Source organism: Shewanella sp. 10N.286.45.A1, assembly GCF_041470405.1.
Lineage (GTDB): Bacteria > Pseudomonadota > Gammaproteobacteria > Enterobacterales > Shewanellaceae > Shewanella.
On sequence record NZ_JBFRMK010000157.1, the window covers coordinates 1 to 15,374 of the forward strand.

General features: G+C 45.2%; 13 protein-coding genes. 3 read left to right on the forward strand and 10 right to left on the reverse strand.

Going from position 1 to position 15,374, the window contains the following annotated elements; genetic code table 11:
* Positions 1-208: 208 nt before the first annotated feature.
* On the forward strand, positions 209-1,264 hold the full coding sequence (locus tag AB4238_RS12605; RefSeq protein WP_372033751.1) for a cysteine synthase A: 1,056 nt from the start codon (positions 209-211) through the stop codon (positions 1,262-1,264).
* A gap of 67 nt (positions 1,265-1,331) precedes the next feature.
* A complete protein-coding gene (locus tag AB4238_RS12610) occupies positions 1,332-1,826 on the forward strand; it encodes a peptidylprolyl isomerase (protein WP_372033752.1) in 495 nt (164 codons plus the stop codon).
* A 43-nt stretch (positions 1,827-1,869) separates the two neighbouring features.
* Here the strand turns inward: AB4238_RS12610 and AB4238_RS12615 are convergent, their stop codons facing one another.
* The 4 genes from AB4238_RS12615 to AB4238_RS12630 form a co-directional block, all read right to left on the reverse strand.
* A complete protein-coding gene (locus AB4238_RS12615) occupies positions 1,870-2,496 on the reverse strand; it encodes a hypothetical protein (RefSeq protein WP_372033753.1) in 627 nt (208 codons plus the stop codon).
* Positions 2,497-2,519: 23 nt separating this feature from the next.
* Entirely contained in the window at positions 2,520-3,647 is a 1,128-nt protein-coding gene (locus AB4238_RS12620) for a diguanylate cyclase (protein WP_372033754.1), read from the reverse strand.
* 490 nt (positions 3,648-4,137) lie between these two features.
* Positions 4,138-4,518, reverse strand: a complete 381-nt coding sequence (locus tag AB4238_RS12625) for a DP-EP family protein (protein ID WP_372033755.1) — start codon at positions 4,516-4,518, stop codon at positions 4,138-4,140.
* Positions 4,519-4,585: 67 nt separating this feature from the next.
* A complete protein-coding gene (locus AB4238_RS12630; RefSeq protein ID WP_372033756.1) occupies positions 4,586-7,834 on the reverse strand; it encodes a winged helix-turn-helix domain-containing protein in 3,249 nt (1,082 codons plus the stop codon).
* Positions 7,835-8,214: 380 nt separating this feature from the next.
* Here AB4238_RS12630 and AB4238_RS12635 point away from each other — a divergent pair, with 380 nt between their 5' ends.
* A complete protein-coding gene (locus AB4238_RS12635) occupies positions 8,215-8,535 on the forward strand; it encodes a hypothetical protein (RefSeq protein ID WP_372033757.1) in 321 nt (106 codons plus the stop codon).
* A gap of 72 nt (positions 8,536-8,607) precedes the next feature.
* Here the strand turns inward: AB4238_RS12635 and AB4238_RS12640 are convergent, their stop codons facing one another.
* The 6 genes from AB4238_RS12640 to AB4238_RS12665 all read right to left on the reverse strand — a co-directional run bounded on the left by AB4238_RS12640 (position 8,608) and on the right by AB4238_RS12665 (position 15,312).
* Positions 8,608-8,817: a molybdopterin-binding protein gene (locus AB4238_RS12640; protein WP_020910844.1), complete on the reverse strand. Its 210-nt coding sequence runs from the start codon at positions 8,815-8,817 to the stop codon at positions 8,608-8,610.
* Between the two features lie 394 nt (positions 8,818-9,211).
* A complete protein-coding gene (locus AB4238_RS12645) occupies positions 9,212-10,312 on the reverse strand; it encodes an FAD-dependent monooxygenase (RefSeq protein ID WP_372033758.1) in 1,101 nt (366 codons plus the stop codon).
* A gap of 3 nt (positions 10,313-10,315) precedes the next feature.
* Entirely contained in the window at positions 10,316-12,439 is a 2,124-nt protein-coding gene (locus tag AB4238_RS12650; RefSeq protein ID WP_372033759.1) for a LodA/GoxA family CTQ-dependent oxidase, read from the reverse strand.
* A 2-nt stretch (positions 12,440-12,441) separates the two neighbouring features.
* Complete coding sequence (locus AB4238_RS12655; protein WP_372033760.1) at positions 12,442-13,590, reverse strand: ferritin-like domain-containing protein; 1,149 nt, start codon at positions 13,588-13,590, stop codon at positions 12,442-12,444.
* A gap of 56 nt (positions 13,591-13,646) precedes the next feature.
* Entirely contained in the window at positions 13,647-13,847 is a 201-nt protein-coding gene (locus AB4238_RS12660) for a hypothetical protein (RefSeq protein ID WP_372033761.1), read from the reverse strand.
* A 295-nt stretch (positions 13,848-14,142) separates the two neighbouring features.
* Positions 14,143-15,312 (reverse strand): MFS transporter, encoded by a 1,170-nt coding sequence (locus AB4238_RS12665; RefSeq protein ID WP_372033762.1) that lies wholly within the window; start codon positions 15,310-15,312, stop codon positions 14,143-14,145.
* Positions 15,313-15,374: the final 62 nt, after the last annotated feature.

Sequence of the window (15,374 nt, forward strand, 5' to 3'; positions counted from 1 at the left end):
CACTTAGCCAGCTAAGCTTCATCGCTAAGGCCTTGTACTAGAAGTATTATTCTTTAGGGTAAAGCATCAAACAAAAACTAAGCTCGAAAGATCAACAGCCCCTAACAGTTGAAGAGTCTAAGCTGGCTTTGTGCGATAAAGTCTCGATATGCTTGCATGGGAGCTAAGCTTAGTATGTGAATATGCTTAATAATCATTAAGGCAGTTTATGGAATATCCTTTGCTATCAAACAATATCACTCAACTTATTGGTCATACTGATCTATTACGGATAGATAGCTTATCGACGTTAAGCGGCTGTGACATTTTACTTAAATGCGAACAGCAAAATCCTGGCGGTTCGATTAAAGATCGCGCCGCATTGCAGATGGTGCTGGATGCGGTTGAGGCTGGAAAATTAACAACCGGCATGACGATTGTTGAGGGAACAGCTGGTAATACCGGTATCGGTTTAGCGCTCGTCGCCAAAGCGCTGGGTTTTAAACTGCTGGTGGTCATGCCAAGAGGCCAAGCACCAGAAAAAGAGCAGATGATTAAACTCTATGGCGCAGAACTATTATTGGTCGATGCCTGTCCATTTGCTAACCCCGAGCACTTTTATCATACCGCGAGGCGTCTGGGTGAGGCTCGTGATGACTATTGGTGGGCTGACCAATTTGAGAATGTCAGCAATAGTAAAGCTCACTATCAACATACAGCACCAGAGATCTGGCGACAAACCAATGGCAATATTGATGCACTGGTTTCTGTCGCAGGCACTGGTGGCACCATTGCTGGCAACTCTCGTTACTTGTCGGAACAAAACCCGGCGTTGCAAACTTGGCTTGTTGACCCCGATGGCTCTGGTATCTATAGCTATCTCAAGCGAGGGGAGTACCAGTCCAGCGGTAGCTCTTTTACCGAAGGGATTGGCATAATGCGCTTAGTGGAAAACTTCAAACAAGCAAAAGTCGATAAAGCGATTACGTTGCCAGATCTTGACCTTATTGCGATCGCGCGTCACGTGCAGCAACAAGATGGCATAGTGCTTGGTAGTAGCGCCGCACTTAATGTAGCGGGTGCACTATTTGCTGCGGCTAAAATGGGTAAGGGCAACAGGATTGTGACCTTCTATTGTGACGTAGCCGAGCGCTCATCATCTAAGTTGTACAATGCAGAGTTTTTGGCTGACAAAGGTTTTGAACCTGCGGTTGAGCCACTAGAGCAGATGTTTGAGCGCTATCGGCAGCAAGCAAATGATACGGTGGTGGACGTACAGCCTTAACCGGGTTGCAGTATCTGCTATAACGCAGGTTATACTGGCGCCAATTATGTAGTGTAAGAGAATTGATATGATTATTTTCAGCACCAACTTTGGTGATATTGAGATAGAGCTCGATTTTGAAAAGGCGCCAGTGAGCTCGAAAAATTTCCTTAAATATTGTGAAGATGGCTTTTATGAAGGCACAATATTTCATCGGGTAATAAAGGGTTTTATGGCGCAAGGTGGTTGTTTTACTGCCGAAATGGAGGAGAAACCCACCCGCGCTGCAATTGTTAATGAAGCCAATAGAGGCCTTAAAAATGTCAGGGGCTCTATTGCTATGGCGCGCACCGATGCGCCGCATTCTGCAACGGGCCAGTTTTTTATTAACTTAGCTGACAATTCATTTCTTGATTATACCGCAACCACTAATGCGGGCTGGGGCTATGCCGTATTTGGCAGCGTAACCGCTGGAATGGAAGTGGTGACTAAAATAGGTCGAGCTAAAACGGCGACTCAAGCTGGGCATGATGATGTACCTAGAGAGCAGATTATTATCGAAAAAGTGATTATCAACCGCTAATACTTTTTAAGTCGAGCAGCATAAAGGGCTAAGCAAAGCGCTATTACCAATAGCGCTTTTTTGATCGCTGCCGTTTTTTAAATGTCGCTAGCTGGCCAAAAACAATGCCCACTAAACAGCTCGTCATCAAACTAATGGACATTTGCTCAACAGATAAGGTCGCAGTTCTGCTTTGAATAAACAACATAAATAGAAACAGTATGACGGCAGTCGCTTGCGCTGTTTTTATGCAAGGCTGCTGATTAGTTACTTTTGCCGTTTTCTGTTTCATCGCTATCACCCGCTTCAGACTCTTGATTTTGCAGCGTTGCTGCAGAGGCTTTTTAAGTAATAGCCAAATTGGGGCGGTTAAGGCTAGTAACAATAGACTGGTGACATTCCATAAGCAGGGAATAGTGCGACTGCACTCAGGGCAAACATAACCAAACCAATGAGCAAAAGCGTTCCCTGAGCTCCATAATCTTGCGGGGTTAAGTGCCTTGCAGTGTGGGCAGGGGATAAATTGGCGCTCGATCATAGGCCGGGTGTTGTGTTTTTCAATTAAGATCACTTGCGGTAAGCGTTGCCCAAGTATAAGTTCATTTATAGCCATGACAGGGTTAATTGCCCAGAACAGCAGTTGTGGGCTAGCAAGCTGCAAAAGTTGAAACTTATCTTGGTCATATTGCATGTTAACCTCCTGTTTAACCAATCTTAAAGGCAGGCGTTGATTCTATTTCTTCCGTCGGCTTTAGCACGGTAAAGGGCAGTGTCGGCGGCACATAAAAGCGCAGTACTTGTTCTATACTGGCCGTTTATTTCGCTAGCATGGCCCTGGCTTACGCTGACGCTTACTGAGGCATCAAGGCCAATATCCATGTAAGTTAAGTCATTAATGTTCTTTTGAACTAAGCGCGCAGTTTGCTCTACTTGCTTGGCGTTGCAGTTTGGCATAATGATGGCAAATTCTTCACCGCCATAGCGGGCAGCGGTGCAGTCAGCATCAGGTAAAGAGCTTTCAATCGCTCGCGCAATTTTCTGTAGGCAGTAGTCACCCAAGATATGGCCGTACTTGTCATTAAAAATCTTGAAATGGTCAATATCTATCAATAACACGCTGATTGGGCGCTGCTTGTCGGTGCAGCTTTGCCAGTGATTTTGCAGTTCAGCATCAAATACACGGCGGTTAGCTAATTTGGTTAAGCAGTCGGTCGATGCCCATTGATGCAGCTGTTTGTATTCCATACGGTATTTGGTTAAATCTCTAATCACGATAGCGAACATCGGTGTACTTAAGGCAAAGTGAGTGATTGACACTTCAACGTCTTTATTGCTTTTGTCCATTAGCCGCAGGGTGGTTTCTGCTGGTGGGTGGTTTAATGGCCGAGCACCTGTTCGAGACTCTATAACCATCTTTTGATATAAACTTTTTTGCGGTTCTAGTAAGTAGGTTTGCCACTGTTGACCGATTAAAGTGGGTGCACTCATTGGCTCTTCGGTTCTACTCAAACCATCAGGGCTTACGGCTTCATTATTATTAAGATTATCACCGACTAAAAGGTCAATGGCGTGTTCGTTGATGAGCTGAATTGTGCCATGCTCATCAACGACTACTACCGCTTCCATTAATAGATTTACCATCATTTTTATAGGTTGTAGTTCAGCTTGTTTTAGCTGACTGATGGTTTTCAGTGGGGTAAAGCTCAGGGTTTCGTTGTAGGTTGTTTGGTTGATATTGTTAGTCGATGGCAACTCTGCTTTGGTACTTTTCGGCTCTACTTTACTAGAGTCCGTTGTCGTTAATGTCGCACTAGCAGCCGTATCAGTTGGAGTCGCCAACATAACAATATCCCTTGTTTATGATTGAGTTAACGCTTAGCCCGCGTTTATTGAGTGAATACTTTATCTAAATATATGGCTGGTAACCTTTCGGCAATCTTCCTGCTTAAGTTGTTGTTATTATGATTATTATTTTAAATGCGGAAGGTTGTTCTCTGGGTCTAAAGTCTTGCTGGAGGGCTGTTTAGGTGGAAAAAAGTATTATTTTTAAAAGGTGTTAGCTAGGAATTGCAAGATAAAATAAGCAGAAGAGCCTGAACAAAAGCATTGAACAACAATATGGCCAGCCATAGTTAATGCCAACATGTTCAAGCTGGCTAACGACTATAGCGCTTAATCAAATGATAATTTCCTCTGTAAACTGGATTAACAATGGCTGGCTTATCGATTTAAGTGAATTACTATAATGGTTGGCTAAACAATTCATTGATACGAAAAAGATGAGGCAAAGTAACCTCATCTTTTGGGGTAACTATGGGGTCTAGTTCATTATCTATACTTCATTACCACGATTAATAACTTCAGGATCTGGGCTTAATATCATTAATCTAGTGTCAACTGCAGATAGTACAAAGCGGAAACCAGTCTTACCTGTAACAGCGTCATAATCAATTAACTCTATTGACATACCATCGGGACTAACTACTACATCATCTATTACGTTATTGAATGGGGCGGTAAAAGCTGCACCAGTAATCTTAAGGCCTTTACCTGTTTCATCGACTAGGCTATAACGGATAGTTGTTGGTTCGCTTACCACAACACTACCTAATGCCGGAATGCCAGCTTCATCGGTGTAGTTAAATTGAGGTACATTATCGTTATTCAGGCTTACAGTGAGTTTGAATTGTACAATTTTTGTGTTGATTGGCATATGGAATTCCTTTTACGTTACGGGTTAATTTACTTAAAACTCTTTAGGTGACTATCTAGAAATCTAACTAAAACGGTTTTACTTCAATGCCTGATATTTTTAATTTACTAACAAGCTCTGGTTGGCTGTCTAATTGATTTAAACAGGCTAGTGCACGAATGTAGGTAATCGTAAATTTTGGATCTTTATTTATCTTTACAATATTTTTCATTCTTTGTTCAGCTTGCTGGCAAAGTCGAGTGTTAAAAGAAGGAGAGCCTGAAGCCTTGATAGCGCTTGCGTGTAGCAGTTCACTTGCTGATAAGTTAGCCAAATGAAGTTTATTGTCAGGGTGTCTTATAGCTAGCCCTCTGAATAGTTCTGTTGACTTAAGGGCTAGTTGTTCACTCTGTTTAAAGGCGCCTGTTTTTATGTAATAGCTGGCAGCAGCGAAATAGTATTTTGCCCAAACATTTTCTAAGTGCTTAGATTGACTAAGTGATATGTCTGCTTTGAGTATCGTTGCGATTATCTTTGGTTTAAATTTATTATTCAAATTTTCGGGGTATTGTATAAATCTGAGCATAATGAAGTAGGCATTATATTGTTGAATTCGCCAGATATCGTTCTTAGGATCGTTCTTTAATGCTTCTGTTATGGCTCGGTAGCTGAGCAGGGCTTGATCAAATGCATCCGCATGCTGCTCAAGGTAGTAATAGAGAGTAGCAAGTATGTGATTGCTACTGGCTAACCTATCTAGGGTATATGAGTCATTGGAACTGATATTTTTGAGGTCTTGTTGGATTTTTAGTTGTATTTTTATTGCTGTTTGGATATCGCCTTGGGCTAAGGCTGCACTGGCTATCCATGAGCGTGTGTTGGCTACGTCTGCAATCAGTTTCTTGCTTGTTTTATCATGAGATAAGGCTAGTTGCTTTAGCTTTAAAGATTGTTTAAACGATTGTAGGGATAGCTCAAAATCCTGCTGCTTCATCGACACGGAACCCAAAGAGTTCTGCGCATATGCCAACTCTATCAGCGCATCATTATCCTCTGGCGCCACATCAAACATGGTTTGGCTATACGTTAGGTATTGCTCCCACCATACTCTTGCCGCGTCCCAATCGCTTTTATCGTAATCGAGCTGGCCTATCCAAAAGGCGTTGGCACCGAGGGTTTTGAGCAGCTCTAAATTGTGCGGTTGTTTTTCTAGCAACGCGGTGAGCTTGTTGCGGGCAGCATGAAAAGCGCTATTGGCTTGATCTAATTTATTACGTGAGTAGGCGACTTCGCCCATGGCCTCAAGGGTTTGCGCGTGTTGGAAGTTGGCTTCAAAACCTAAGTCATTGTTGAGCTGAGCGTCGTCACTAAAGTATTCTAATGCCTTGTTGCTAATGCCATCGAGCAGATCCATACGGCCGATGCCGCGCATCTTGTCGGCGAAATCCCCCACCATAAAGCCGAGCAGGTTCTCGGCCGCTAAACGCTTTTGTTGCGCCACGTTTTCTGCTTGGTTACTTTTAATGCTCATAATGACCGACACCACTGACAAAACACACAGGGTGGCAATCGTCATACGCTTTACCCAGCGCTTGCTGCGCTGTTGTTTACTTGAGGCGGTAATAAGCTCACGCTCTTGCGGCTCGATGGTAAACAAGGGGTTTTGTTGCAGTGCTAAAGCTTCTTTTAACGGTTTGCCGTCGGCGAGCAGATAGGCACTATTTTTGTGTTCTTTGCGCCAGCGCTTGGCAAGATGGAAGAGGCGGCTTTTAATCTGTAGATCGCTAAGGTGTGCTTCTATCCAGCTGGTTGCCCGTGGCCAGCGCCTTAATAGCGCTTCGTGAGCGATACTGAAACAGGGCTCATCATTTTGTAGATGGGAGACAAACAAACGGCTGTCGACCATGGCCAGCACTAATGCGGTTTCTGACTCGGTTTTTAACTGCGACCAGCGGGCGGTGCGGCTGGTAATTGAGGTTTCATCTTCACGCAAGGTGACCAATAAAGATAACACCTGCGGTAGACTGGCCTTTTGCGGATTAGTTAAGGCGTTAATGGCGTCTTCGGCGTTTTTTCCAATTGCGCCCTCAATGCCGCCAAGCTCTTGATAGACCGACAGTAATAATTGGTTTTCGCTACTGCGGCGTAGATACAAGGCTTGCAGCATAAATTGCAGCATCGGCAGGGCGTCGGGGTTACTTGCCGCTTCGCTGCAGATAATTTCATCGAGCGGCATGGCGGTGTCAGGATCGCTGTCCCAACTTAGATTGGCTGCAATGGCTGGTAGGCGGATCATCTGTAGCAGTTCACTGCGCGATGGCGGCGCTAAGTCAAAATGTGCGCCGCGACTCTTGCCCGCCATTAGCGTGGGGTAATTCACCAGCAATGGATAAAACTCATTACGACAAGCACTGAGCACCAGTACTGTGCCTGAGGTGGACAAATGCTCAATGAGCTCGACGAACTGGTGGCGTTCATCATCATTAAATAGCGGTGATGAAAGTAAAATCTCTAACCTATCGATAAACAGAGCGAAGTGAGTAAAGCCACTATTTTGATTTTTAAGGGCTTGCTGGCAAAGCTGAATAATACTATTGGGCTCAGTTTGGATAGCGCTGGCTAAGGTGTCGGCGCTGTAGCCATCAAATACAGGTAGATCGTTCAACTCCCAGTCGAGCATGGTGCTGGCAAGTTCAATAAACAGCTGCGAGCTGGTTACATCGGCAAAATCTAGTTCGCTATAAGAGGCCACTTTGACACTGTTATAGCCTGCAGTCGTCATTAAGTTTGGCATCACGCCGGCGTTAATGAGTGATGATTTACCACTGCCGCTAGGGCCTAAGGTGAGACAGAACGCGCGGCCATATTTTATCTGTTGGCTGATCCTGTCTAGCAGCACACTTACTTGCTTGCCCCGACCAAAGAATACGTCGGCATAGTCAGCGGAGTATGCTTGCAGGCCTGGAAAAGGTGAACCACTTAGCCAGCTTTGACTGTCGGCAGCTTCCTCTTGGCCAATAGGAAAGCGTACTTCTGCTAATGTGCGGTAACCGCGCTTGCGAATAGTTTCGATAAAAGTGGGCGAGGTAGCGCTGTCGCCAAGGGCGCGACGAATTTGATTAATGATTTTATGCAGCGGGTTGTCACCCACGTCGGTATTGGGCCAACAGTGGTGCACTATGTCGTCGCTACTTAACACTTCACCAGCGCGCTGACAAAGTAGGTTAAGTACATCCATGGCTTTAGGTTCTAACTGCTTAAGCTGTTTACCGTTTCTTAGGCTATTGGCATTAGGATCGACTTGCCATTCACCGAAGAAAAAAGTGTTATCACTCATAGTTTCATTCCATTGGCCCTATAGGGTGGCGCAAATGACCTAGGGTAAGGTTGTTCCTACTGTATTTACCCGGAAAAATAGTCAAAAAAAATTCACAAATCAGACGGCTAAACACTAAATTGTTAATGATTATGGCATCGTTTTCAGTGTAGTTAAAGTGTGAATATTGTTAATTTGTTGTTTGGTTTTAATGTGGCTGTCCGTAAAGGATTAGATGACTACTGAAGCAGATAATTTAAGTTAGCTGAAAACGATTAGTAATAGTGTTATTTCAAAAAAGCTTATTTTTATTGGCTTGAGGAGTTAGTCGGTCTTTACTTATTGGTGAATTTGTCCGATGTTTAGCCTAGTAGGTGTGGTTTTGGTCAACGGAGGACAATATGTCAGTATTAGCTTTGGGCTTTGTGCTGCTGTTTATAGGCATTGCTTTTATGGGCTTGCCTGAGCTTAATCGTACGTTAAAACGTAATGATAGGCAGCAGTGGGATAGTTTACTGGGTTCGCAGGGGCGTTTTATGGCTTCTTTTGATAGGTTGACGTTATTTTTCTGGACGCTTGGGCGTGGTTTCGAAGTCTCAGACAATATTGAAATTCAATACGCTGGTCATCAAGCTTTTAAACAAGCAACTCGAGTGAAATATACCATTTTATTGGGTACATCTTTGATTATCATTGGCTTTGTTATCTCGCTATTTGGCTGATTAAAGCCGCTATTACAATTGCAACCGCGGCTTTGCTAACCAAACTTAGATAACCAGACTTAGATGACTTGGTTAATCTACAGCAACCATTACATTGCTTGCCTTGATTATGGCATATGCATCACCACCAACCACTAGGCCAAGTTGTTGGCAAGATTTTTTAGTCACAACAGAAGTGATCTCAACGCCTGGTGCCAATTCAATAACAACTTCGTTATTAACTGAACCTTCATCGATTGATTTGATTTTGCCGTTTAGGGTATTACGTGCGCTGATTTTCATGGAATAGTTCCCTTAATGTATGAGGGCTAAAGTATACGTGCGTATTAGGCTATCTATCTAATTTTAAAGTTAAATTGTTACATTTGTTTGAAGCAAGTCGCAGATGGTTAATAAAAGTTAGCGGCTATAGAGCTTTCGAGCTTAGTTTTTGTTCTAATTCTAATTCTAATTCTAATTCTAATTCTAATTCTAAGGCAAGGCTTGAGCGATGATGCTTAGCGAGCTAAATGAAAAGTGCGTAACGCATTGATTAAAGCGATGACAAAAGCATTGAAACGAACCCGAACGGCTGTGCTTAATATAAAGACAGCGCAATGACTGCGCGGTCTTTGGCTATCTATTCAACGGCAGAGTGCTCGACTGATCCGGTTGTAGCTTATGTGGTATTTGGTCATTACAGTGGAGTTTGCCTCTTCTGCCAAAACTCGCTTTGAGGCCAGCGCTGTTCTTGATTATAGAAGTAGGCCTTTTGCTCAAGGTAGCTGATAAAGCTGTGGGCTAGGTTATTGCGATATTGATTGATCTCCAGTGTGTTATTTCTGAGCCAAGCTTCAATTGCTGTTGCGGCATCTATGCCATTTTTAAGTGCTTTGTAGATCCCTTGCGAGCTAATAGGATCGAAGCTTGACGCGGAGTCGCCAACGGTTAGCCAGCACTGGTCGGCAGGGGGATCCATAATGGCAGACTGGGCAACCCAAGTGTGCAGGTTACTTGGGGTTGCTTGACCTGCAATAGGGCTAATATGTTGGGTGAGTTGCAGCGCGTGCTGCCAAGCATCAATGCTTTTGAGCTGCTTTTGCTTGATAACCTCGGCGTCGCTGGCAACGGTGACGATGACCTTATCATTGGGTAGGTGAGCTAAATACCACCAACCATAATCAACAGCTTCTAGCAGGGTCATCTGCTGGTAACTCTGTTTCGTGATGATGTCGCTAGCGTTAAAGTAGCCGCTTACTGCAACGAGCTGATCTTCAACTTGTACTTTAGCGTTAAATTGGCGGGCAACTTTAGCGCTACGGCCTGTGGCATCAACGATAAAGCGGCATCGAATTTGGGCCTTATTACGTAGAGTTACTTTAATCGGATAGGGGTGTTGCTCTTGGGTTAAGCTAGCAAAATGGGTGTTTTTCAGCAGTGCGCCGCCCTGTTTTTCGACCTGCATAGCGAGAAACCTGTCGAATGCGCTGCGGTTTAAGTGCCAGCCGTTGCCCTGGGGGTTAAACAGGTAGTCGTTATAGCCGAGTTGATCGCTGCCCCAGCTTGAGTAACTCCCTAAGCAAGGCGCATGTTTTTGTGCACTAAAGGCGTTCCAGATCCCTAGTTTTTCGAAGAGTTCGCGGCTGTTGGGTGGGATGCTCTCGCCAATTCGAGGGGCGGTGTAATCGCTGCCCTCGATGACAAGCGTATTGTTAACCCCAAGGTTGTGCAATGCAATCGCAGTTGCACAACCAGCAGGCCCCCCTCCGACGATGATGACGTCATAGAGTGGTTTCATCGCTTACCTCTTTTTGTTGATGGCAGTTTCGTTGCCTGCAATCATCGGCCAAGGGGTGGGTTGCTTCAGTTCTGGGGTTTTACCTTCGAGCTTACTTTCCACTTCTAGATAGACATCATCGGGGTAGCATTGGCCATCATCTATGATGCTGGCTTGTACTATCACACCAATGTCGTTCCACTTTTCAAGCATCTCACTGTACTGCCAGAAGCGGCCTGCATTGGCTAAGTTACCACTGTCTGTTGGGCTATTTTCTCCCGGTACTGTGCCGTGGCCTCTAACTGAGTAACGCTGTGGCGGTAGGCCATGACGGTCTTTATCTATCTGTGAGTCTTGAAAGTCTTGGGCGGTATAAACCGTCACTGGACGCTGGGCTGGCCACGACCAATAGAGGGTTTGTGAGTCTTGCGTGTTGGGAGAGGTTTGATGAATAGCGCAAGAGTTGTAGTCTGCATGCCATGGCAGTGCCATAAATTTAGTGGCATCGCCAGGCTCTAGCCCTAGGTGTTCAACATCTTCATGGCGGGGGATCCAGCCAAGAGTCAGTAATGGGGTTTTATAGCCAAGGCTTTGGTTGCTAACAGCGGCGTAATCGAGGGGCTTGTGATGAATACGAAAAGGCCCAGCGCCTTGCTGCCAATTGGTGATATACATACTGGGCTCGCGGATCACCCAGGTCATATCAATACCTGGGCTAAAGCGACCTCCAAGACAGTTTTGCAGCGTGGCTCGGTCGAGGTATTCACCCGCGCCAAGTGGCTTGTCGTTACTCTTTTTATATTGGTGATTAGACCAACAATGTAGAGCATGGTATTGGCTCACCGTTGGGCTGAGAAACGGTTTGCCGCCAGCGGGACTTGAATCGCCAAGTGCCAAAGGCATTAGCGGTGCTCCTACATCGATAGATTGTGAACGCCAGCTTGCTTGCTTTCCGGCGTTGGGTTGGCGAATGTAGGCAAGCCCTGCCAAGATGGTTTCGTCGGGATTGTCGTCGGCACTAATACTGTCGACACTGTTATGGGCGTCAATGGCAAAACTGGGCAGATAGGCATTCCACAATTGCTGCGCTGTGGCTCTGAAGATAGGTTTAATGTGGTCGTCGAAAGCCGGCTGATAGTTGGGGTTAAACTGACCGTTACTGAAGATGGCTGGATCTAAATCTAACTGTCGTAAAAATAGATCATATGCTTCGTCAAACAGCGATACGACATTGAGTGTTTGCGGCGCATAGCTTGGGTCTGTCACCACCACCCAGCCACCAAAGACTGTGGCGGTAGTGCCATCGTCAAACTGCACGGTGGCATTGACTGGGCCGTCAGAGGTGTCGTCAAACCACTGATCATTATTGACCGGGTTATTGATCTGTACTTTGTCCTTTGCATCTAGCTTCCAAGCATTACTTTTACCATAACCGCCTGCAACAATAAGCCGACCGCAGCTATCCGTTTCCATCTCTCCTAAGCTATCGATACGACCTTGAGGCGTTTCTAGTTGCTCAAAATGCATATATGGGAAGGACTGTGGATAGTCGGGCAGCTGTTGGATTTCAGCGTTTTTTTCGATAGATGCGACGTGGTTAGGGCTAAATTCTACTTTGCCATTACAGCCTTTTAGCACCCGAGGACCAGCATCAATAATCAGCTTTTTGAGTCGTTCGCCATTGTATGGGTCTAGACCCTCGCGCAAGTTTCTTAAGGTCGGCGTGGCGCCGTTGTCATAAGCGACTGCACCATGGTCGTCATCATTGGCAAACCAGCTGCATTTTTTGTTGGCTAGATGGACACTCCAAACAATGTCGACGACCTTCTTGCCATCGATAACGCTGCCAATTTTAATCTCTTGCCCATTTGCTGCTGGATATTGCTCTACCTTCTCTTCAGGATAGGCAAAAATACGAAAGCGTGCCGCTTGGCGTTTAAAGGCACCACAGGCATCACGGAACTCTGAGCTTTTTATGATGGTATTTTCAGTGCCTGGACGAATAGGTAACCCGCCAGTAGTAGGATCGCAGGGCTTACCGGGTTGCGGCATTGCGGCAATGGATTCTGGTGCAAGATAATACTCACTGCTATTGCCAACGCGAGCAATACCAATAGCTGGATGAATTTTAAAAATAGACTGGCTCATGATTATTGCTCCGTTTGGCTTTGTGAAGTAGAGAATACTGGGACGACTCCGTTTTCCCAGCAGGCGGCTATTGCTGCGCCGACTTTGTACATGGTGGTGCCGAACTCGGCGCCAGCCTCATGCTGTACCTGCTCGACACTGATGCCATTCTCTTTGGCCAACTGTTGTTGATAAATAGGGTTAAACACAATATTCATTAGCTGTAGGAAATGACCAAAATGGCTAACGAGGATCTGCTGGTTTTGAAGTCCTCTAGGGCTGCCAAAATTTAGCGGAAAGGTTGCTGGCAGTGTTTGCTTGCGCAGGTAAGTAAACTTTTGGAAGTGATCCCAATAGGGCTGAATGTCGTCAACATGGTTTTGGTACTCAGGTGATAGCTGCTCTTTTTGGTCGTCTTCAAAACGTTGCTCAATGGGGACGTCTCGATTGATTTTCTCATCGGGCCAAGCTGCGCCTTCCCCTTGGTCGACAATTAAATCGATTAACCCATTCACTTGCGTGAGTCCTTCGCAGCCGTCTTTGCTTACCGTTAGTGAACTCACCTCTGGGTAGGTCGACTGGAAATGAGCCACTTGGTTATTATTGGCGATAATATGCTTGCGGAGTATCGCTGCGCCTACGCGAATGGCATTGTAGATCTCACCAATTGAGCCGTACTCATCGCTGTTAGGGTTTAACGTTGCCGGACTAATCTCTCCAGGGCATTCGATAATACACATAGTGTTGATACGCTCAACATCCATCGGCCCTATTTGAGTGCTATAAGGGCTGAAGACTTTTGTGGGTTGGTTGGGGTTTTCGGTAAAGTCTAGGTGTGGAACCTCTTTGCCATAGTGGGGGGCGGTAATATGCAGATCAACACCGTAAGCGTTAGCGATATTAGCTGCACACTGCATATGCAGCATCTCTTGGTTAACCACTGAACGTACTAAGCGTCTGGCCTCAGAGGCTTGGTCTATGACGGAGTACATTGCCGACATATAATACGGAATGGTATAAAGTTCGACGTCGACGGCCCACTGTAGATGCTCCCGCAGAGCCTCAATGGTCCATAGATTTTTATTTAAAATCCTTTTGGGATGCACTATGTCGTGACTGGTTAGCAGTTCTTGCTGCGTTCTCATCCCGAGAAATTGTTTAATACTCATCATGTATTTCCTTTTGGTGCGCTGCATAAATTAGCTGGGTTTGCCCCATTGCTACTGGGTTATAGAGTGTCTGCTTGCAGGTTGTTGGCCTCAGCTGCACTATCCGCTTGGCCAACTTTATCGCTGTGTTTAGCTGTTACGTCAGCCGTTGCGGCATATGCACTGGCCATGGCTGTCGCTGCTGAAATAAACAGGGTTAGTTGTTTTTTCAAGTAATGCTTAGATGTTGTTTGCTGTAGATGTGTTTGCTTAACTTGCATGACGGTGACTCCTTGTCGTCAATTAACATCCGTTGTTAACTGGGTTACTCATTTACACTCGAAATAGAGGTTAGGTGAGATCGCTATTGGTAACCTTTCGGAAATCTTCTTTTTAATTAAGTTATTACTTATCAGCTGTTTGATATGACTTTCGATTTGTTTTATTGCAGATTTTAGGCGCTAGGGTTTGGGGGGCGGGAGCTTACCTGAGGCTAGGCTATGCTTGAGCTGTGATGGTTAGATGATAAGAACATTAAAGCTAATGTTCTTATCCTTGTGTGTTTTAAAAGGTTGATTAGCCGATAGCGGGAGTTTGGTCGCTATGGGTTTTGTGTAAACTTTTTAACAGCATATAAATAGACGTTGTGGTCAACACAAAACCTAAATACAAAATCAGCGAATGCGCAGAACGGTTGCTGTGCTCGGCAATGATAGGACCAAAAACGGAGCCGACACTGTAACTGAGCAGCATTAACTCAGTCGCTGCGACTATCTTTTCTGCCCCTATGGCTTCACAAGCAAGCGTGATTGCAATGGGGTATAAGGCAAAGCAACTTGCACCTAGAATAAAGTAGCTCACGCTGATTATTAGCATTGATTTGCCGTCTAACACTCCCACAATACCTATGGTTCCAAGTAGACAAAACAGCGCCATCAGTAAGCTTTTACTGACTCTTATCGATAAAAAGCTCACTAATGGTTGAATGAGCATACCGCCGATAATAATCACTGCCATTAGAAATGCTGTTTTATCGGTACTGGCAAGCTGGGTATTAATGTAGCTTGGCATCAAGCCATATATAGGCCCGAGCAACATACCTGATACTAGGCAACCTATAATGGCCGGCGTGCTTATTTTACGTGCTTCTTTTAGTCCTATTTTTTGATGCTGCAACTGTAAAGGCTGACCCTTTTTAACCAGCAGTGGCGGCAGTATGGCAATGAGTAACAGCCCTATGACACAGAAAAATGGGGTTAAGCCGCTAATGCCAATAGGACCAATAGCAAGCTGACCTAAAGCGCTGCCGCCATAAAGCGACATCATATATAAACCTAATCGCTTGGCTCTTTGTTTAGCGCTATCGGCCATGAGTAACCAAGACTCCACCACGACAAATACACCAGCAACAGCTATGCCGGCAATGAATCGTGCCGTTAGCCATACCCCCGCAACTGGAAGCATGAGCATCAACAATATGGTTGCTATCAATAAAGATAGGAACAGGATAAGTGCAAAGCGATGACTGCTCTTTGTGATAACAGACTGCACCCCCATTGTGCCCACGAGTATGCCTAGGTAGAAAATACTGGCTAACCAAGCTGTCAGTGAACTGTCCATGTTAAATGAGGTTAACGACAGTGGTATAAGGCTCATTAGAAAGCCGGAAGCGATTGCAAAAAAGGCTAATCCTGTCACTGGGGTGAAGGTGCTATTTTTCGCAGTTAAAAAGGCAGATTTATCCACCTTGTACTCCTGAATGTATATGCTTTTGCATGTTTGGTGCTAGGGGTTGTTGATCTTTCGAG